The sequence below is a fragment of the Mycobacterium sp. IEC1808 genome (assembly GCF_002101935.1).
In the GTDB taxonomy this organism is placed as follows: Bacteria; Actinomycetota; Actinomycetes; order Mycobacteriales; family Mycobacteriaceae; genus Mycobacterium.
In genome coordinates this window covers 1-19,459 of sequence record NZ_LQPV01000066.1, presented here as the reverse complement: position 1 = coordinate 19,459, position 19,459 = coordinate 1, and the positions used below count along the sequence as shown (strand labels likewise).

Below are 19,459 nucleotides of genomic sequence, written 5' to 3'. Positions count from 1 at the left end.
CACCGACATGCACGTCGTTCTGGTCGATAGCTACGCCACCATGGGAACCGAACTGGCGCAAGGCTTCCGAATCCTGGGGTTCACCCCGCTGCGTGTGCAAAGCACCCCCGAGGTGCCGGTCGCGCTGCGCGGTCAACCGGATCGGTACCCCTACGACGTCGACATCGTGCACCGCGGCGACCTGTCCGAGACGCTGGCCAGGCTGTCGCCCTACCATCCCGTCGCGGTCGTCGCCGGCACCGAACCCGGGGTCGAGCTGGCCGACGCGCTGAGCGAGGCGCTGCATCCGATCACGGGCGCGCCCACCAACGGAACCGCACTGAGCGCCGCCCGACGCGACAAGTATCTGATGATCGAGCGGATCAAGGAGCAAGGCTTGCGGGGCGCTCGCCAGATCCTGGTGGCGGACGAAGACCAGCTCCGCAACTGGCACAAGGGCATTGGCGGCACGGTCGTCGTCAAGCCACTGCGCAGCGCCGGCAACGACGGCGTCGCCTGGTGCCGCACCCCGGAGGACTCCGTGCGGGCCTTCCGGCGCCTCGACGGCCGCGACAACGTGCTGGCGCATCCGAATGACGGTGTGGTGGCCCAAGAGTGCCTGGTGGGCGCGGAGTACATCGTCGACACCGTCAGCCGCGATGGCGCGCACCACGTGTGCGACATCTGGGAGACGTACCGAATCGACGCCAACGGCGTTCCCGACCTGCTGATGGGCTGGCGGCTGCTGCCGGCGATCGGCGATCTGCAGGACGAGCTGGTCGCCTACGCCTTCGAGGTGCTCGATGCCCTCGGCATCCGGCACGGCCCGGCCCACCACGAGATCAAGATGACGGCCGACGGGCCGTGCCTGGTGGAGGTGGGCGCGCGGATTGCGGGCGGCGGCCTGCCCGATGCCGCACGCCTGGCCACCGGGCGATCACAGGTCGACTGGACGGTGGACGCCTACGCGCGACCCGATCGGTTCGCCCGCCACTGTGGGGGGCCGTACCGGTTGGGCCAGCACGTCGCGCGAGCCACGATGGTCGCCCCGCGCAGCGGCAGGCTGGTCTCCTATCGGGGGCTGGAGGCCATCAAGGGGCTGGACAGCTTTTACGACATGCGGGTGCGGGTGAATCCCGGCGAGCAGCTGCCGCTCACCACCGACGACCTGACCTATCCGATCTGGATAACGCTGCTGCACGAGGTCGGCGAGGTGGTGGCCCGCGACCTCTGGACGGTGCGCTACCTCGATGGCGTGAATTTCTACGAGCTGGCCTAGAAGGGACCGACGATGTCGTTTTGCCATTCTCTGTCGTTTTGTCATTGCCACGCCGATACCGACTCGGAACGGACGGGTGACGGCAGCCTGATCGAGCTCTACCGCCGAATGCCCCCGACGGGCGAGCCCGAGCAGATCGACGCCGTTCTCACGCCGCGCAGCTCGGTGCTGGAACTCGGCGCGGGCACCGGGCGGATCGCCGACCCGCTGGCGAGGCTCGGCCACCGGGTGACCGCCGTCGACGACTCCGACCGGATGCTCGCCGAAGTCCGGCACGCGCGGACGATCCGCGCCCGCATCGAGGAGCTGCGCCTGACGGAGAGGTTCGACGCGGTCCTGTTGCCCACCAACCTGATTCACTACCGGGGCGCCGATCTTCGACGGGCGGTGCTGGCGACCGTCGCACACCATCTCAAACCGACGGGCCGGGCGATCATTCAGTGGAAACCGCCGGCCTTTTGGGCCGCCCGGCCCGCGGGCTGGACGGAAAGCAAGAAGATCGGCAAGGCGACGGCACGCGTGACGATCCACCGCGATCTCGGCCGGCTGGTCGAGGGCGAATACGCGTTGATGATCGACGGATCGGACATGCGGCAGTGCTTTCACCTGGAGGTGCTGACGGTCGCGGACATCCGGCGCGAATTCGGCAACGCCGGCTTGCGGTTGCTCGACAGGGCGCCGGAGTCGACGGAATGGCTCCAGGCGGTGCGCGCGCGGGCTTGACAAATCCTGGGCCGAAAAACGCCCCTGTTGGTTTACCGCCGAGTCGACCTAGAGTCAGACGCGTGCCAGAACTCAATACCGCTCGCGGCGCCATCGATACCGCCGACCTCGGCGTCACGCTCATGCACGAGCACGTGTTCATCATGACCACCGAGATCGCCCTGAACTACCCCGAAGCCTGGGGCGACGAGGACCAGCGGGTGGCCGATGCGGTCAGCCGGCTCAACGAGCTGAAGTCGCGCGGGGTGGACACCATCGTCGACCTCACGGTGATCGGACTGGGCCGCTACATCCCGCGCATCGCACGGGTCGCGGCGGCCACCGAGCTGAATATCGTTGTGGCGACCGGTCTTTACACCTACAACGACGTGCCGTTCCGGTTCCACTACCTGGGGCCGGGCACGCAACTGGACGGCCCGGAGATCATGACCGACATGTTCGTCCGCGACATCGAGGAGGGCATCGCCGACACCGGCATCAAGGCCGGCATCCTCAAATGCGCCACCGACGAGCCCGGCGTGACCCCCGGCGTCGACCGCGTGCTGCGCGCGGTCGCCCAGGCGCACAAGCGCACCGGCGTACCGATCTCTACCCACACGCACGCGGCGACGCGGCGCGGGCTGGAGCAGCAGCGCATCTTTGAGGAAGAGGGCGTCGACCTGAGCCGGGTGGTGATCGGCCATTCCGGCGACAGCACCGACCTCGACTACCTCGAGGAACTCATCGGCAACGGCTCCTACATCGGCATGGACCGGTTCGGCATCGACGTTTATCTGCCGTTCGAGGACCGGGTGAACACGGTGGCGCGGATGTGCGAGCGCGGCCACGCCGACAAGATGGTGTTGTCGCACGACGCCAACTGCTACTTCGACGCGCTGCCCGAGGAACTGCTGCCGGTGGCCGCCCCCAATTGGCATTACCTGCACATCCACAACGACGTGATCCCCGCGCTCAAGGAGCGCGGCGTCACCGACGAGCAGCTACACACCATGCTGGTGGACAACCCGCGCCGCATCTTCGAGAGACAGGGCGCCTACTAGATGACCGACCCGGTCCCGCCGATCGGCACGCAGATTTCGCAGGCTGCCCGGCTGGCTCCCGACGAGCCCGCGGTCACCTGCGACGGACGGACGATCACCCGCGGCGAACTCGACGCCTCGACGAACCGATTGGCCCGCGCGTACGCCGAGCGCGGCGTCGGCGTCGGCGACTACGTGACCATGGTGCTGCCCAACTCGATCGAGTGGATCCAGGCCGCGGTGGCCTGCTGGAAACTGGGCGCGGTGCCGCAACCGCTCTCGGCGCGGCTGCCGGACGCCGAGCTGCAGGGCCTGCTCGAGTTGCGGCCGCCCGCGCTGCTGGTGGGCCGCGATAGCACCGAAATACCGAGCGTGCCAGCCGGTTTCGTCCCCGATCCGGCGCTGTCCGAGGCCGAACTGCCGGAGGCGGTTTCGCCGGTGTGGAAGGCGATGGGCTCGGGCGGCAGCACCGGGCGGCCCAAGCTCATCGAGTCCGGCGGCGACAGTCGGATTCCGGCCGCGGTCGGCTACCCGCTCGGCGCGCAGGAGGGCGACACCACCCTGGTGCCGATCCCGTTGTCCCACAACACCGGCTTCACCACCGCGACGATCGCCTTGCTGATGCGCCATCACCTGGTGCTGATGAGCCGGTTCGAGCCGCAAGGATTCCTGCGGCTGATCACCGATCATCGGGTCACGTTCCTGACCACGGTGCCGACGATCATGCAGCGGGCGCTGCCGGTCTACCACGCCGACCCGGGCGCCTACGACCTGTCGTCGCTGCGGCGGTTCTGGCACATGGGGGCGCCGTGCCCGCCGGCCGTCAAGCAGGCCTGGATCGACCTGCTGGGCCCGGAAGTCGTCTGGGAACTCTACGGGGGCACCGAATTACAGGCGCTCACCTTCATCAGCGGCGAGCAGTGGCTCGCCCATCGCGGCTCGGTCGGCGTCGTGGTCGCCGGGGAGATGAAGGTGCTCGACGACGACGGCAACCCGTGCCCGCCCGGCGTCGTCGGCGAAATCTACATGCGCCCCGCCCCGGGCAGCGCGCCGACCTACCGCTACGTCGGCGTCACGCCGAAGTCCCGGGACGGCTGGGACTCGCTGGGCGATCTCGGCTACTTCGACGACGACGGGTTCCTGTACCTGTCGGACCGCCGGGTCGACATGTTCACCGTCGGCGGCCGCAACGTCTACCCCGCCGAGATCGAGAACGCGCTGTCGGCCCACCCGGAGGTGCTGTCCTGCCTCGTCGTCGGCGTGCCGCACGACGATCTGGGCCAGGTGCCGTACGCCCTGGTGCACGCGGCCGACGGGTCCGCGCTGGACGCCGATGGCGTCAAAGGCTTTCTGCGCGAACTCATCTCGTCGTACAAGGTGCCCCATGCGGTCGAGTTCGTCGGCGCTCCCCTGCGCGACGACGCCGGCAAGGCGCGCCGGTCGGCGGTGCGCGCCGAGATCGTCGCGCGCCTGCAAGCCGCCGAGCCGGCCTGACGGCTCCAAGAATCTTCCAAGCGCTGCGCCCCACCATCGGTCCGTCGATGACCGTTGTCCGGGAGAGGGGCTAATGCAGATCGAGCCGTTGAGCACGGAGCTGATCGAACGTTATCTGCGATCGCGTCAGCTGCGGTTTTTCCGCAGCAGTGACGGCGAAGAATTCATGCTGCTGCTGTCCAGCCACGAGCGCGGCAAGCTGCACGTGAACTTGCGGATCAACGGTCTGCGCCGCGACGTTTTGGAGATCTCGATCAGCCCGGCCGTGTATTACCTGGCGACCGAACGCCCGCGCCTGATGGAACTGGTGAACGACTGGAATCGTGACACGCACTGGCCCAAGGCATTTGTCCGCGAGACCGCGCAGCCGGCCCGGCTGGCCATTGTCGCCGAGAACGCTTACCTGCTGACCGACGGCATCCACCTCGAGGCGCTGGGCAACTTCGTCCGATCCACCGTCGAGTACGGGACCGACCTGTTCGAGAAGATCGAGCGGGCCATCTGCCTGCCGTCCGCCGACGCGCTGGAACAGTGGATGGATCGCTGAGTCACGGCGCGATCGCGTCGGCCTCGGCGTCGGTGACCTCGGGCGTCGGCTCGTGGCGTTTCTCCCAGCGGCGCAGCGCTTCCCGGCACGGGGATTCGACCAGCCCGTAGCTGACGGCGGCGATCGCCCAACCGAAGATCAGCGTCAACGCCAGCACCGAGGGCATCCGGCCGGTGAACGGGAACGTCCCGAGCACCGGGAACACCATCGCCAGCGCGGCCAGGTGCCAGATGAACAGGCCGTAGGACCAGCGGCCCAGCGTCACCATGGCGGTGCTGCCCAGCACCCGGTGCGGCGTGTCGACCCGGTCCAGCACCAACGGCGCCACCAACGCGAACGCCACCACGGAGCCGGCCGCCGTCTTCACCGCGAACTGCGCGGCGGTGCCGGGCACCAGGCCCTCGGGCCCGGCCAGCGGCGAGGCCGCCAGCAGGTAGGCCAGCAGCGCGACGACGGCCATCACGATCCGGTGCCGCGCGAACCGGTGCGGCACACCGATTCCGCAGTGCACCCATTCCGCCAGCAGCATGCCCGCGGCGAACCATGAGAAGAAGGCCGGCGGCCAGTTCAGCGGATTGGTGCCGGATCCCGAGTGGATGGGCACCCAGCCCCACGCCCAGCTCAGGGCCGCCAGCGCGGCGATCGCCGGCACCCGCGCGCCGACCGGGAGGCGGCGGGCCAGCAACGCCAGGACGGGCAGCGCCAGATAGAAGCTGACCTCGACGGAAAGGCTCCACATCTGCGTCAGGCCACCGGTCAGCGTGAGCGGCACATAGATCTGGGTGAGCGTCAGGTTGGCCAGCCACACCGTCGGGCTGGCGTGATCGGCGTCGGGCAGCAGGGTCAGGATCACCACGACCGCCACCAGATAGGCCGGCATGATGCGGACCGCCCGCGAACGCAAGTAATGGCCGGTGCGTGGCCGCGGCCCCAAACCCCGCGCCGCCGCCGCGTGCCCGCGCCACAACAGGAATCCGGACAACGCGAAGAACACCGCCACGGCGAGGTCGAAGCGGCCGAACAGGCGGCCCGCGGCGCCGCTGGAGTGCCCCGTCTGGAAGGCGACGTGCGTGACGACAACGCCCATGGCCGCGCACGCGCGCATCCCCTCCACGGCGGGAAGGAAGCTGCGAACTCCGCCCGCCTGTTGGTCGTCCGTCACGCACACAAGTGTGCCCGTCGGTTGTCGCCCGACGAATCGGGTACGTAAGCCGGGGCCTTAAATTCTGCTGTTAGGGTCGAACGGGTTTGCCACGCTGACCGGGGACCAGCTCGGACCACCATGATCCACTAGGAGGAGCAGCGCGCATGAACCGCGCAGTCATGTTGCGTTACGCCGCATGCGCGATCATCGGACTCGGGGCTGCCCTGCTGATCGCCGCGCTGCTGCTGTCGACATACACCAGCAGCAGGATCGCCAAGATCCCGCTGAACATCGACGCCACATTGATCAGCGACGGCAACGGAACCGCGCTCGACTCAGCGTCGCTGTCCACAGACCACCTCGTCGTCAACCAGAACGTGCCGCTGGTGTCCCAACAGCAGGTCAGCGTCGAATCCCCCGCCAACGCCGACGTCGTCACCCTGCAGGTCGGCACCTCGGTCCGGCGCACCGACAAGCAAAAGGACAGCGGCCTGTTGCTGGCCATCATCGACACGGTCACCCTCAACCGCAAGACCGCGCTGGCCGTCTCCGACGACACCCACCCCGGCGGCTCCGTGCAGAAGCCGCGCACCGTCAACGACGAGAGCCCGCCCACCGCGATGCCGCTCCGCCACGAGGGGCTGTCCTACCGGTTCCCGTTCCACACCGAGAAGAAGACGTATCCCTATTTCGATCCGATCGCGCAGAAGCCGTTCGACGTCAACTACGACAGCCAGGAAGACGTCAACGGGCTGACCACCTACAAGTTCACGCAGAACGTCGGCTACAACGCCGAGGGCAAACTGGTGGCTCCGGTGGCCTACCCGACGCTGTACGCCGACCAGACGACGGACTCCAAGTTCACCGCCCCGGCGTCGATGTGGGGCGTCCAGGGCGGCGATCCCAACGAGCAGATCACCATGACCCGCTTCTACGCGGCGCAGCGGACCTTCTGGGTGGACCCGGTGTCCGGGACCATCGTCAAGCAGACCGAGCACGCCAACCACTACTTCGCGCGTGACCCGCTCAAGCCGGAGCTGACGCTGGCCGATTACAAGGTCACCTCGAACGAGGACACCATCGAAGGCCAGGTCAACGCGGCCCGCGACGAGCGGGACCGGCTGGCGCTGTGGTCGCGGGTGCTGCCCATCACGTTCACCGCGGTCGGCCTGATCGCGCTGATCGGCGGCGGAGTGCTCGCCTCCTTCAGCCTGCGGACCGAGAGCGCGCTGACCGACCCCGGCCTGGACCGGTCCGACGAGGAAGTGTTCGGCCGCGGCGGTCCGGAAGAACCCGTGCCCGGCGCCGAAGCTGAGACCGAGAAGCTGCCCACCCAGCGCCCCGCCGAGAATCCGGGCCCGCCCGCCGCGGACGCACCGACGCCGGGCCCGGACGAGCCGCCCGAGCCGGGGCCGCCGGACGCGGGACCGCCGGAGTCACCGGGTCCCCCCGAACGGGCCTAGTTCCCCGACGTGCGCTGGACCCGGCCGGGGTATGCGCTGTTGCTGGCGCTCCTGGTGGCCGCGCCGCTCCTGGCGCCGGGATACCTGCTGTTGCGCGACGCGGTGTCGACGCCCCGGTCCTACATTTCCGACACCGCCCTGGGCTTGACGGCGGCGCCGCGGGCGACGCCACAGGATTTCGCGGTGGCGCTGGCCTCGCATCTGGTCGACGGCGGCGTCGTGGTCAAGGCGCTGCTGGTGGCGGGCCTGTGGCTGGCGGCTTGGGGCGCGGCGCGGCTGGTCGCGACCGCGCTGCCCGAGGCGGGGGCGCCGGGCGAGTTCGTCGCCAGCACGCTGGCGATTTGGAATCCCTATGTCGCCGAACGCCTTCTGCAGGGCCACTGGAGCCTGCTGGTCGCGTACGGCTGCCTGCCGTGGGTGACGGCGGAGATGCTTCGGCTGCGGGCGGCTGGCGGCTGGTCTGCTTGGTTCGGCCTGGTGTTCTGGGTGGCGCTGGCCGGGCTGACGCCGACGGGCCTGTTGCTGGCCGCGGCGGTGGCGCTGGTCTGCGTGGCGTGCCCCGGCGCGGGGCACCCGCGCTGGCTGTGCGCCGCCGGGGCCTCCGGCGCCGCGCTGGTGGCGGCGGCGCCCTGGCTGACGGCGGCCGCGCTCGGCTCGTCGCTGAAGGCGCACACCGCGGCGAACGCGCTCGGGGTCAACGCGTTCGCGCCGCGGGCCGAACCCGGCCTGGGCACGCTGGGCAGCCTGGCCAGCCTCGGCGGCATCTGGAACGGCGAGGCCGTACCGTCCTCGCGGACAACGCTTTTCGCGCTGTCGTCCGCTGTGGTGCTGCTGGCGGTGGTGGCGGCCGGGTTACCGGTGGTGGCGCGTCGGCGCTCCGTGGCGCCGTTGCTGGCGCTGGCGGCGGTAGCCGTCGTGGTGCCGGCCGCATTGGCGACGGGCCCGGGTCTGCACGCCTTGCGGGCGCTGGTGGACGCCGCGCCCGCGTTCGGTGTGCTGCGCGACGGACAGAAGTGGGTGGCGCTGGCGATGCCGGGATACGCGCTGGCGGGCGCGGGCGCCGTGCTGACGCTGCGGCGGTGGTTGCGGCCGTCGGTGGCGGCGCTGGTCTGCTGCCTGGCGCTGATCCTGGCGCTGCCGGACCTGGCCTGGGGCGCGTGGGGCCGCGTCGCGCCGGTGCGCTACCCGCGGGGGTGGGCCGCGGTGGCGGCGGCGATCAACCGCGATCCCGGGACGGTGGCGGTGCTGCCCGCGGGCACCATGCGGCGCTTTTCGTGGTCCGGGCCGGCGCCGGTGCTCGATCCGCTGCCCCGCTGGCTGCGCGCCGACGTGCTGAGCACCGGCGACCTGGCCATCTCGGGGGTCGTCATTCATGGGGAGGGCGATCGCGCCCGGGCCGTGCAGGATCTGCTGCTTTCCGGGCCCGACCCGGCCGCGTTGGCGCCGGCGGGCATCGGGTGGCTGGTCGTCGAATCGGACAGTGCCGGTGACATGGGCGCCGCGCCGCGGACGCTGGACGCGCTCACGCTGGTCTACCGTGACGACGAGTTCGCCCTGTATCGGATCGGCGGCCACACCGCCGGGGTTGCTGCCGGGCGGCGGACCGCGACGCTGGTTGCACACCTGGCGTGGCTGGCGATGCTTTCCGTCGGGGCGGTGGGCGCGGCGCTCTGTTGGTTCAGACGACGCCGCTGACGTACTCGCCGGCCTGGACGGCTTGCAGCACGCCGGCGATCGCGTCGGCACTTTGCGTCCAGGAGAACTCGCCGCTGCGCGCCTGCGCCTTGGCGCCGAGTTGGTCGCGCAGCACGGGGTCGCAGAGCAGCCGTTCGAGGCGGTCCACCAGCTCGTCGTGGCCGTCGACCAGAAGCCCGGTCACCCCGTCGACGATCGAGTCCGCCAGCCCGCCCGAGGAGCGGTAGCCGACGGTGGGCACCGCGTGCTGCGCCGCCTCGACGACCGCCAGGCCCCACCCCTCCTTGCGCGACGGCAGCACGTGCACCCAGGAGCTCTGCAGGACATGGTGTTTGGTGACGTCGTCGACGTGGCCGTGGAACGTCACCGCGTCGGACATGCCGAGGCGCCGGACGTGGTCGACCAGCCGCCGCCGCCACCAGCCGTCGCCGACGATGTCGAGGTGCAGGCCCGGTATGCGGGGCCGCAGCGCCGCGACCGCCTCGAGCGCATCTTCGATCCGCTTGTGCGGCACGAGCCGCGACAGCACGACCACCCTCGGTGCGGCCGAGCGCGGGCCGGACAGCGTTTGCGCCGGGGCCTCGTCGAGGCCGTTGCGCACCACGGCGATCTGCTCGTTGTTCACGCCGAGCGCGACGAGGTCGCGGGCCGACGGCAGCGAGACCGTCACGTACTGGTTGCGCCGGTTCAGCCGCGGCGACAGCGTCGACTCGACGAACCAGCCGATCCGGCCGAGCACCGGACCGGCCACCGGCCACTGCTCGCGGTGGCAGTGGTGCACCAGCACCACCACCCGACGGCCGTACACCAGCCGGGCGAGGAAGGGCAGGCCGTTCTGCGTGTCGACGACCGCGTCGGGCCGCACGCGCCGCAGCGGGCCGAGACCGATGCGCGCCGCGGCCATCGCCAGCAGCGCCCACACGTACACCGAGTAGCGGCCGCCGGCCCGGTGGATCCGCACCCCGTCGACCACTTCGCGGCGCGGCGCTCCGGGATAGCGGGCGGTGCGCAGCGTGACGGCGATCCCGGACGCGGCCAGCTGCGCGCCGATGCGCTGCAAATAAGCTTCGCTGCCGCCGCCCTGCGGGTGCCCGGTGTCGCGCCAGCACAGCAACAGGACCGAACGAAGAGAAGACATTAACGCCAGCCTAGCCCGGTGACGATGCGCGCCGCCGACAGCGGCGCGAGGAGGAGGCGGGCACATTCGCCACACTGGCCTCTGCCGGCGGGGGCACCCGTTGTGCCCACCTCACAGCGACAACCGGGGAGGAGGCCCGGCGGCGCACTGTCGCTATGAGGCGGGCACGTTGGATGCCGCTCAGCGCGGCGGCGGATGTGACGCCAGTGGTCGGAAGCCGCCCGGCGCGACCGGCCCCCCAGCAAAATTCCTGCTTTCCAGCCGGGCCCACCGGTGGGATCCTTCCCAGATGAGCATCGGCAATGAATCGGGTGCGTCGCGTAGGTTCGTGGCGCATCGTCCGTTCTGGGGCTCAAAGATGGCCTCCACGATGACCCCGGCGTGGCAAAACAACCCGGCCAGGTCCTACCTGATCATGGTCGTAGGCATCCTCGCGTTCACCGCCGTCGCCGGCGCGCTGTACATGGCTGCGCAGGCGTTCGTCTACCGTGCGTCTGGCGGGTCGAATGCGGTCGCCGAAGTCATGGACAAGGTTCTCCGTTACGGCGCGATCGCTCTCCTAATTGGCGGTATCAGCGGCTGGTATTGGTGGTCCCAGCGCTCGGAGCACGGGAAGATCTTCCTCGAAGTCACGCGCCATGCCCTGACGGTCAGCAAGCGGCCGGGCGACGTCTATCCGTTCGCCGGTGCGCAACTGGGCGTGTGGGGGATATCGGGCGGCATGACGATGGGCACGACGCTGCATCTGCACTGCGGGGTAAGGCGTTTCATCCTCGGCGGGCGGGATTATCGCGCTGCTGCCGGAACGCGGCTCGAAGCGCCCGACGCCGGCTACGGCCTGCCGCTGGACGTCGACGCCTGGGTGTCTGCCTCGGACTTCGGTGAGATCCTCGCCCTCTCGGGGCACCAGGCCGCTCAGGCGGACGCGAGCTCAGCGGCGGGACCGGTTCGTTGCCTGCTATTCCCCAGTCCCCTGGCGATCCAACAGATGGGGGCGTTCGCCCTCCGGCGAAAACAACAACTCCTGAACTCGGCCAACCACCCTCGCCTGGCCATCGACGTCGACGCGGATTCGATCCGGGTGGTCGACCCGAACACCAACGCGCTGCACGCGTCCGTGCAGGTGGCGCAGGTGACCGCGACGCCGGAAACCTACCAATTCCGATACGGCGGTCTCGGGTTCGGATCGCCCGACCAGATCGTGGGCCGCATGTTCGAGCGGGGCATGGCCTCCTCGCTGTCCACGACGCCCGTCCTCGTCCTCGGCGTCCCCGGCGCGCCGCCGCTGACCATCGGCTGTCGCGACACCATCGGGGGCCTGGACATGCGGTTTTCGTGGCCGCGCGACGTGCGGCAGCGCGTGAATGAACCCCCCGAGTTTTCCGTCTCGGGCGGGGATTTCCTGCTGCTGGTCGAGAAATTCGGCTTGGCCCCGTATCTGCAACGGCACGACCAGCAGGTCTAGCCGACCCCGGCCGTAGGGTTGGCCGGTGGCCGTCACCGACCTCTGGGCGCGCCGGGCAACCCTGTCCCGCTCGCTGCGCTTGCTGTCGGAGTTCCGCCACGAGCGCTCGGAGCCGGCCCGGTTCTATCGCGCCCTCGCCGCCGATACCGCTGCGATGATCACCGACCTCTGGCGCGGCATCCATGGCGAGCCCCCGGTCGGCCGCACGCTGCTCGACGTCGGCGGCGGCCCGGGATATTTCGCGGCGGCGTTCGCCGGCGCCGGCGTCCGCTACATCGGCGTCGAACCCGACCCGCGCGAAATGCACGCGGCCGGGCCGGCCTTGGCACCCGGGCCGGGCGACTTCGTCCGGGCCTCGGGGACGGCGCTGCCCTTCGCCGACGCCTCCGTCGACATCTGCCTGTCCTCCAACGTCGCCGAACACGTGCCGCGGCCCTGGCAGCTGGGTGCCGAGATGCTGCGGGTGACCAAGCCCGGTGGGCTGGCCGTGCTGTCGTACACGGTGTGGCTGGGCCCGTTCGGCGGCCACGAGACGGGCCTGTGGCACTACTTCGGCGGCGCGCGGGCCGCCGCGCGGTATGCCCGCAAACACGGTCATCCGGCCAAAAACAACTACGGGTCGTCGTTGTTCGCGGTGTCGGTGGCCGACGGCCTGAGCTGGGCCGCCAGCACCGGTGCTGCGGTGGCCGCATTTCCGCGCTACCACCCGCGATGGGCCTGGCGACTGACGTCGGTGCCGGTGCTGCGCGAGTTCCTGGTCAGCAATCTCGTGCTGGTGCTCCAACCCCACTAATGAAACATGTTCTCGTTTTGCGTCGGCTTGGGTAGGGTGGCGGCCATGAGCGACGACGCTAAGACCGAATACGACAAACTTTTCATCGGCGGCAAGTGGACCGAGCCGTCGACCTCAGAAGTTATCGAGGTGCACTGTCCGGCCACCGGTGAGTACGTCGGGAAGGTGCCGCTCGCGGCGGCGGCCGACGTCGACGCGGCGGTCGCCGCGGCCCGCGCCGCCTTCGACAACGGTCCCTGGCCGGCGACGCCCCCGAAGGAGCGCGCGGCCGTCATCGCCAAGGCGAACCAGCTGCTCGAAGAGCGCAAGGACCAGTTCGCCAAGCTGCTCGCCGCCGAGACGGGCCAGCCGCCGATGACCATCGAGACGATGCACTGGATGGGCTCGATGGGAGCGATGAACTTCTTCGCCGGTCCCGCCGTCGACCAGGTCAAGTGGCGCGAGATCCGCAACGGCTCCTACGGGCAGACGATCGTGCACCGCGAACCCATCGGCGTGGTGGGCGCGATCGTGGCGTGGAACGTCCCGCTGTTCCTGGCGGTCAACAAGCTCGGCCCGGCGCTGCTGGCCGGCTGCACGGTGGTGCTCAAGCCCGCCGCCGAAACGCCTTTGACCGCAAATGCTTTGGCGGAGGTTTTCGCCGACGCCGGCCTGCCCGAGGGCGTGCTGTCGGTGGTGCCCGGCGGCATCGAGACCGGGCAGGCGCTGACCTCCAACCGGGACGTCGACTTGTTCACCTTCACCGGCAGCTCGGGCGTCGGCAAGGAGATCGGCCGGCGCGCCGCGGAGATGCTCAAGCCGTGCACGCTGGAGCTCGGCGGGAAGTCGGCGGCCATCGTCCTCGAGGACGTCGACCTCGCCGCCGCGGTGCCGATGATGGTGTTCTCCGGGATCATGAACACCGGGCAGGCCTGCGTGGGTCAGACCCGCATCCTCGCACCGCGCTCGCGCTACGACGAAATCGTCGACGCGGTAAGCACTTTCGTACAGTCGCTGCCGGTCGGCCCGCCGTCGGACCCGGGCGCCCAAATCGGGTCGCTGATCTCGGAGAAGCAGCGCGCCCGGGTCGAGGGCTACATCGCCAAGGGCATCGAGGAGGGCGCCCGGCTGGTGTGCGGCGGCGGCCGCCCCGAGGGCCTGGACAACGGATTCTTCGTGCAGCCAACGGTTTTCGCGGACGTCGACAACAAGATGACGATCGCCCAGGAGGAGATCTTCGGACCGGTCTTGTGCATCATCCCCTACGACACCGAAGACGACGCGATCAAGATCGCCAACGACTCGGAGTACGGCCTGGCCGGCAGCGTGTGGACCACCAACGTGCCGCGGGGCATCGAGATTTCGGAGAAGATCCGCACCGGCACCTACGCGATCAACTGGTATGCCTTCGATCCGTGCTGCCCGTTCGGCGGCTACAAAAACTCCGGCATCGGCCGCGAGAACGGGCCGGAGGGCGTCGAGCACTTCACCCAGCAGAAGAGCGTGCTGATGCCGATGGGCTACACCGTCGACAGCTAGCGCATTACTCGTCCGAGGGCCGTAGCAATTGGCCGTCAGCGATGATCGCCTGGGTCGCGTTGCGCCATCGCTGCACCTGGGATCGGCTCGTGATTGCTTCGGGCAGGTGCCGGTTTAGTTGGGCGCGCAGAAGGAACATGCCCAGCACCAGAACCAAAGGGTTGAGCGTCATCCAGACCGGGTCGAGCCCGGGCTTGGTCAGCCCCTGTTCTCGAAGCTGGTCCCAGTGCCCGCCGGCGACCGTGACCAGGGTGTCGAAGACCCGCGTCCCCGTCGGCGTGGCGTCGACGAGGGACCGACACAGGTAGTCGACGAGGTCGGCGTGTTCGGTGAGCAGCGAGACCACCCGGTCCGCGATGTCGGCGACGGGATCGTCGGCCGGCGCCTCGGCCGGGGTGGTCAGCGAGGCGGTCAGCACCGCTGTCACATGGTCGTCGACGGCCTGGACGAGGTTGGCTTTTGTGTGGAAGTGGTGCTGGACCAGCCCGAGCGAGACGCCCGCGGCCGCGGCGATCGTTCGCAGCGACGTGGCTTCGGTGCCGTGAGCGGCAAACGTCTTCAGCGCGGCGTCGCGAATGCGCTCCACGCGCGACCGCTCGCCCGCGTTGTCGGGCGCACCGACCGGCGGCTCGCTGGGCATCTTCTCAGCGTAGACACGCCCGCGCCGGCCGTTTCGTGACGCGCTGGCGGCCCGCGGCTAGCGGCCCTGGAATTGGGCCCGCCGTCGCTCGATGAACGACTGCACACCCTCGGCGGCGTCCGCGCTGGCGAACAGCTCGGCCACGGCGGGCCGCAGTCGCTCGACGGCGGCCGCCTCACCTTCGGCGCGCGCCCGATGCGCCGACGCCAGCGTGGCGCGCACCCCCAGCGGCGCGGCGCGCTCGGCGATGGTGCGCGCGATCTCGCGTCCGCGGTCCAATGCCGCGGCCGCGTCGTCGGCCACCTCCTGGACCAGCCCGATGCGGCGCGCCTCGGTGGCGTCGAACTCGTCGCCGGTCAGCAGCCAGCGCATTGCGTTGCCCCAACCGGCGTCGCGGGGCAGCCGGATCGTCGCGCCGCCGAACGGGTAGATGCCTCGTTGCACCTCGAGCTGGGTGAAGCGCGTCCCGTCCGCCGCGATCCGGATATCGGCGGCCAGCAGCAGCTCGATGCCCAACGTCATGCACCAGCCGTGCGCAACCGCGATCACCGGCGTGGTCCATACGCCGTCGAGCCGCCACGGGTCGCGGCCGTCGTCGGGGAACGCCAATTCCCCCGCCGCGATGCCGGGGCCGACGTCGACCAGGTCCAGACCCGCGGTGAAGTGGTCGCCGTGCGCGAACAGCACACCGGCGCGCAGCGAGTCATCGGATTCCAACAGCCCGTAGGCGCGGGACAGATCCGCGAGCATCGCCCGATCGAATGCGTTGCGCTTCTCGGGCCGGTTCAGGCCGATCAGCAGGACGTGTCCGTCGCGCTCGAGGGACACCGTGTCGAGGTTCGGAAGGCCCATCGGCACAGTCAAGCGCAGGGCTAGGGAATATGCAATAGAGCATAATAGGCCAGCGGTCACATGCCCTTCGACGAAAGGCTCAACAGGGGCCCGAACCGCATTCATCGAGATGCTCTTGTTACTTAGGGAATAAAAATTGCTTACTCGACCGATGTCTTATATGCTTCTAAGCATAATCTAGGGCCGCACTCAGGCCGGGAGAAAACAATGTGGATCATCGAAGTCAACGTCGCCGGCTACCAGTTCACGCGCGAGATGCCCGACTTCAAGCGGCGGACGTTCCGGTTCAGCCCGCGTAACATGCATTGGCCGGTACCGCGGCACTCGCACGCTGCATGACGCTCGCCACGGGAGGTACGACAGTGCCGACTACCACCGACGCGAAGACGGATTCAGCCCCGACCAAGCGCTGCGACACCCGCAAGAAGATGCTGCTCAGCGCAGCCCAGGTGATGCGCGAGCGCGGCGCCGCCGGGGTGACCATCGATGAGGTGCTGGCCCGCAGCGGCGCGCCGCGCGGCTCGGTGTATTACCACTTTCCCGAGGGGCGCAATCAGATCCTGACCGAGGCGCTGAAGTTCTCCGGCGACTCCATCACCGCGATGATCGACGACGCCGCCGGCTGGGGCGCCAGAGCCCTGCTGCGCGAGTTCGTCGAGTTCTGGGAGCGGCTCCTCTCCGAGGGCGACTTCAGCGCCGGCTGCCCCGTGGTCGCCGCCGCGATCGGCTCGGACGACACCGAGCCCAAGCTGTCCGCCGAAGCCGGCGCCATCCTGGGCCGCTGGTGCACCGCGTTGACGCGGGCGTTCGCCAACGACGGCTTCGACGACGCCGAAGCTTCGTCGCTGGCCGTGATGTCGATCGCCGCCCTGGAGGGGGCCGTCGTGCTGTCCCGCTCGACCCGCAGCACCGACCCCCTGCACCAGGTGGGCGACCAGCTCGAATTCCTCATCAAGGCGAGGGAATTCGTCATTCGCAACAAGATCGCGGAGTAGCGCGCTCGCCAATAGCGCAACATTTGCTGTCCGCACCAAGTACCATCTGTTTGCTAGCTACACGGCTCCACCAATACCTGCGCCGGCCGGCGCCCTGTCTGAGCGCTCGTCGGGAGGTATTTCCATGTCGTTCGTGTTCGCCACGCCGGATTTAGTGTCAGCCGCCGCAACGGATTTGGCGAGCATCGGCGCGACGCTCACCCAGGCCAACTCGGCCGCCGCCGCCCAGACCACCGAGGTGCTCGCGGCGGGGGCGGACGAGGTGTCCGCCGCGGTCGCGGAATTCTTTGCTGCACACGGCCAGGGCTATCAGGCGTTGGGCGCGCAGGTGGCGGCCTTTCACGACCAATTCGTCCAAGCCCTGAACACGGGCGCCAACGCCTATGCGAGTGCGGAGGCGGCGAACGCCGCGGCGGCGGCCAACCCCTGGCAGATTTTGCAGCAGGACCTGCTCAATGCGATCAACACGCCCACCGAGCTGCTGATGGGCCGCCCGCTGATCGGCAACGGCACCAACGGCGCACCGGGGACCGGGCAGAACGGCGGACCCGGCGGGCTGCTGTGGGGCAACGGCGGCAACGGCGGTTCCGGCACCCCCGCGACCGGGGGCAGTTTCGGAGGGCCAGGCGGCAATGGCGGACCCGCGGGGCTGTTCGGCAACGGTGGGGCTGGCGGAGCCGGCGGGCCCGCGGTCTTCCCCGAGTCCGCCGGCCCCGGTGGCACCGGCGGCACCGGCGGTTTGCTGTTCGGCAACGGCGGACCCGGCGGCGTCGGCGGGTTTGCGGTGGCCTCCACCACGGGAGGCGCCGGAGGCCACGGTGGCGACGCCATCGGATTGTTCGGCAGCGGCGGGCCCGGTGGCGACGGCGGTTCCGGTCGGGTCAACGACTCGGCGAACAGCATCGCCGGTGCCGGCGGCCAGGGCGGCCACGGCGGCCTGCTGCATGGCGACGGCGGTCACGGCGGCAACGCCGGAGTCGCCACCCGCGGTAACAGTGGAGGCAATGGCGGGGCGGGCGGGATGTTCAGCGGCAACGGGGGCGCCGGCGGCAACGGCACGGAAGGCAACCCCACGTTGGGCGGAGGCTCCTACGCCGGGGGCAACGGCGGCTCGGCCGGCCTCATCGGCAATGGCGGCGCCGGGGGGACCGGCGGTTCGGCCACAATTACGACCGCGTTTGCAGATGGCGGCATCGGCGGCAACGGCGGCAACGGCGGCAGCCTGTTCGGTCATGGCGGTCACGGCGGCGCGGGCGGCCAATCCGCGTACGGCAACGGCGGCGTCGGGGGTGCGGGCGGGAACGCGGTCGGGCTGTACGGCAATGGCGGGTACGGCGGGGACGGCGGCCAAGGCCTCGGCAATGGCGGTAACGGCGGCCGCGGCGGCAACGGCGGCCTCACTGGTAACGGCGGCAGGGGCGGCGACGCCGGCTTCGGCTACACCTTCCCCGGAGCGGTGGGCGGCGACGGCGGAAACGCCCAACTGGTCGGAAACGGCGGCGATGGTGGCACTGTCGGCGGGGTCGGGGGCGGCGGTGGCCTCCTGCTGGGCGTGCCCGGCGCCGACGGGTGATACGCGCCGTAGCCCAACGAAATCATGCGTCTGCGCCCGCCGAGCGCGCTACGATTTGCCCACAACGGGGGCGTTGCCGGAGGTGCGGAAATGTCTTTCCTGTTCACGGTGCCCGACGTCGTTTCAACGGCCGCCACGGATTTGGCGGGTATCCGATCCGCGCTCAACCAGGCCAACTCGGCCGCGGCAGCCCAAACCACCCAGTTGCTGGCGGCCGGCGAGGACGAGGTCTCGGCGGCGGTAGCCGCGTTCTTCGGTGCGCACGCCCAGGAATACCAGGCCGTCAGCGCCCAGGCGGCGACCTATCATCAGCAATTCGTCCAGGCCCTGAACGCGGGCGCGGGCGCCTATGCCAGCGCCGAGGCGGCCAACGCCGCGGCCGCGGCCAACCCGTGGCAGGTCGTGCAGCAGGACATCCTCAACGCGATCAACACGCCCACTGAACTCCTGCTCCAGCGCCCGCTGATCGGCAACGGCACCAACGGCCTGCCCGGCTCCGGGCAGAACGGCGGGGCCGGCGGGTTGCTGGTGGGCAACGGCGGCAACGGCGGATCGGGCGCGGCGAACTCACCCGGCGGCAACGGCGGTCCGGCCGGGCTGATCGGCAACGGAGGCGCCGGCGGTGCCGGCGGCCTGAGCGTCACCGCAGGCGTCTCCGCTGGGCGCGGCGGGGCCGGTGGCACCGGCGGGCTGCTGTGGGGCAACGGCGGCGCAGGCGGCGCCGGTGGCGCGTACAACGTCGTCACTAATCTTGTCGCCGGGGCGGGTAACGGGGGTGCCGGCGGCGACGCGATCGGGTTGTTCGGCAACGGCGGAGCCGGAGGCGCCGGCGGCGGTGGCACTCCCAACACGATCACAAGCGGCGCCGGTTTCGGCGGTCACGGTGGTCACGGTGGCCTGTTGAACGGCAACGGCGGCGCTGGTGGCGCCGCCGGCACAAGCGGCGCGTTCCCCGGTGTCGGCGGGGACGGCGGGGCCGGCGGCCTGCTCAGCGGCAATGGTGGCGACGGCGGCACCGGCTACTTCGGAAAGTCCGGCAACGGCGGCAATGCCGGCCTGATCGGCAACGGCGGAGCCGGCGGGACCGGCGAGCTCGGTGGGGCCGGGGGTGCCGGGGGCCTCGGCGGCGCGCTGGCCGGCGA

General features: G+C 70.1%; 17 protein-coding genes and 1 pseudogene. 14 read left to right on the top strand and 4 right to left on the bottom strand.

What is annotated here, in order from left to right:
* Window positions 1–7 precede the first annotated feature (7 nt).
* From AWB92_RS25720 to AWB92_RS25700, 5 genes are all read left to right on the top strand, one after another.
* Window positions 8–1,258 carry an ATP-grasp domain-containing protein gene (locus tag AWB92_RS25720; protein WP_085190717.1) on the top strand — a complete coding sequence of 417 codons (1,251 nt, stop codon included), beginning with the start codon at window positions 8–10 and terminating at the stop codon, window positions 1,256–1,258.
* Between the two features lie 12 nt (window positions 1,259–1,270).
* Entirely contained in the window at window positions 1,271–1,981 is a 711-nt protein-coding gene (locus AWB92_RS25715; RefSeq protein WP_085190716.1) for a class I SAM-dependent methyltransferase, read from the top strand.
* A gap of 62 nt (window positions 1,982–2,043) precedes the next feature.
* On the top strand, window positions 2,044–3,021 hold the full coding sequence (locus AWB92_RS25710) for a phosphotriesterase-related protein (protein WP_085190714.1): 978 nt from the start codon (window positions 2,044–2,046) through the stop codon (window positions 3,019–3,021).
* Complete coding sequence (locus AWB92_RS25705; protein ID WP_085190712.1) at window positions 3,022–4,494, top strand: AMP-binding protein; 1,473 nt, start codon at window positions 3,022–3,024, stop codon at window positions 4,492–4,494.
* A 73-nt stretch (window positions 4,495–4,567) separates the two neighbouring features.
* Window positions 4,568–5,041, top strand: a complete 474-nt coding sequence (locus AWB92_RS25700) for a YbjN domain-containing protein (protein WP_068188444.1) — start codon at window positions 4,568–4,570, stop codon at window positions 5,039–5,041.
* A gap of 1 nt (window position 5,042) precedes the next feature.
* Here AWB92_RS25700 and AWB92_RS25695 read toward each other — a convergent pair whose 3' ends face one another.
* Complete coding sequence (locus AWB92_RS25695; protein WP_085190708.1) at window positions 5,043–6,209, bottom strand: acyltransferase; 1,167 nt, start codon at window positions 6,207–6,209, stop codon at window positions 5,043–5,045.
* Between the two features lie 140 nt (window positions 6,210–6,349).
* Here AWB92_RS25695 and AWB92_RS25690 point away from each other — a divergent pair, with 140 nt between their 5' ends.
* A complete protein-coding gene (locus AWB92_RS25690; protein WP_085190706.1) occupies window positions 6,350–7,648 on the top strand; it encodes a DUF3068 domain-containing protein in 1,299 nt (432 codons plus the stop codon).
* A gap of 9 nt (window positions 7,649–7,657) precedes the next feature.
* The gene (locus AWB92_RS25685) at window positions 7,658–9,343 is read left to right on the top strand and encodes a hypothetical protein (RefSeq protein ID WP_085190704.1); all 1,686 of its coding nucleotides are present in this window, start codon (window positions 7,658–7,660) and stop codon (window positions 9,341–9,343) included.
* Here AWB92_RS25685 and AWB92_RS25680 read toward each other — a convergent pair.
* Window positions 9,327–10,481, bottom strand: coding sequence for a glycosyltransferase family 4 protein (locus AWB92_RS25680; RefSeq protein ID WP_085190702.1), 1,155 nt, complete (start codon window positions 10,479–10,481; stop codon window positions 9,327–9,329). The two genes, AWB92_RS25685 and AWB92_RS25680, sit on opposite strands and share 17 nt — an antisense overlap.
* Window positions 10,482–10,770: 289 nt before the next feature.
* Here AWB92_RS25680 and AWB92_RS25675 point away from each other — a divergent pair, with 289 nt between their 5' ends.
* The 3 genes from AWB92_RS25675 to AWB92_RS25665 are packed head-to-tail and all read left to right on the top strand — an operon-like array spanning window position 10,771 to window position 14,257.
* On the top strand, window positions 10,771–11,946 hold the full coding sequence (locus tag AWB92_RS25675) for a hypothetical protein (RefSeq protein ID WP_142282318.1): 1,176 nt from the start codon (window positions 10,771–10,773) through the stop codon (window positions 11,944–11,946).
* A gap of 25 nt (window positions 11,947–11,971) precedes the next feature.
* A complete protein-coding gene (locus tag AWB92_RS25670) occupies window positions 11,972–12,739 on the top strand; it encodes a class I SAM-dependent methyltransferase (protein ID WP_085190698.1) in 768 nt (255 codons plus the stop codon).
* 45 nt (window positions 12,740–12,784) lie between these two features.
* Window positions 12,785–14,257: an aldehyde dehydrogenase gene (locus AWB92_RS25665; protein ID WP_085190696.1), complete on the top strand. Its 1,473-nt coding sequence runs from the start codon at window positions 12,785–12,787 to the stop codon at window positions 14,255–14,257.
* A 4-nt stretch (window positions 14,258–14,261) separates the two neighbouring features.
* Here AWB92_RS25665 and AWB92_RS25660 read toward each other — a convergent pair whose 3' ends face one another.
* Both AWB92_RS25660 and AWB92_RS25655 read right to left on the bottom strand, forming a co-directional pair.
* On the bottom strand, window positions 14,262–14,897 hold the full coding sequence (locus AWB92_RS25660) for a TetR/AcrR family transcriptional regulator (RefSeq protein ID WP_085190694.1): 636 nt from the start codon (window positions 14,895–14,897) through the stop codon (window positions 14,262–14,264).
* Between the two features lie 57 nt (window positions 14,898–14,954).
* Complete coding sequence (locus AWB92_RS25655) at window positions 14,955–15,749, bottom strand: crotonase/enoyl-CoA hydratase family protein (RefSeq protein ID WP_085190692.1); 795 nt, start codon at window positions 15,747–15,749, stop codon at window positions 14,955–14,957.
* Between the two features lie 428 nt (window positions 15,750–16,177).
* On the opposite strand from AWB92_RS25655, the gene AWB92_RS25650 reads away from it, so the two are divergent.
* From AWB92_RS25650 to AWB92_RS30840, 4 genes and pseudogenes are all read left to right on the top strand, one after another.
* Window positions 16,178–16,744 carry a TetR/AcrR family transcriptional regulator gene (locus tag AWB92_RS25650; RefSeq protein WP_068106303.1) on the top strand — a complete coding sequence of 189 codons (567 nt, stop codon included), beginning with the start codon at window positions 16,178–16,180 and terminating at the stop codon, window positions 16,742–16,744.
* Window positions 16,745–16,868: 124 nt separating this feature from the next.
* Window positions 16,869–18,317, top strand: coding sequence for a PE family protein (locus tag AWB92_RS25645; protein ID WP_085190690.1), 1,449 nt, complete (start codon window positions 16,869–16,871; stop codon window positions 18,315–18,317).
* Window positions 18,318–18,341: 24 nt separating this feature from the next.
* Window positions 18,342–18,929: pseudogene (locus AWB92_RS31280) on the top strand (PE family protein); the annotation flags it as partial.
* 372 nt (window positions 18,930–19,301) lie between these two features.
* Window positions 19,302–19,459 (top strand): hypothetical protein (locus AWB92_RS30840; protein ID WP_241523581.1); only part of this gene is annotated, 158 nt, incomplete at its 3' end.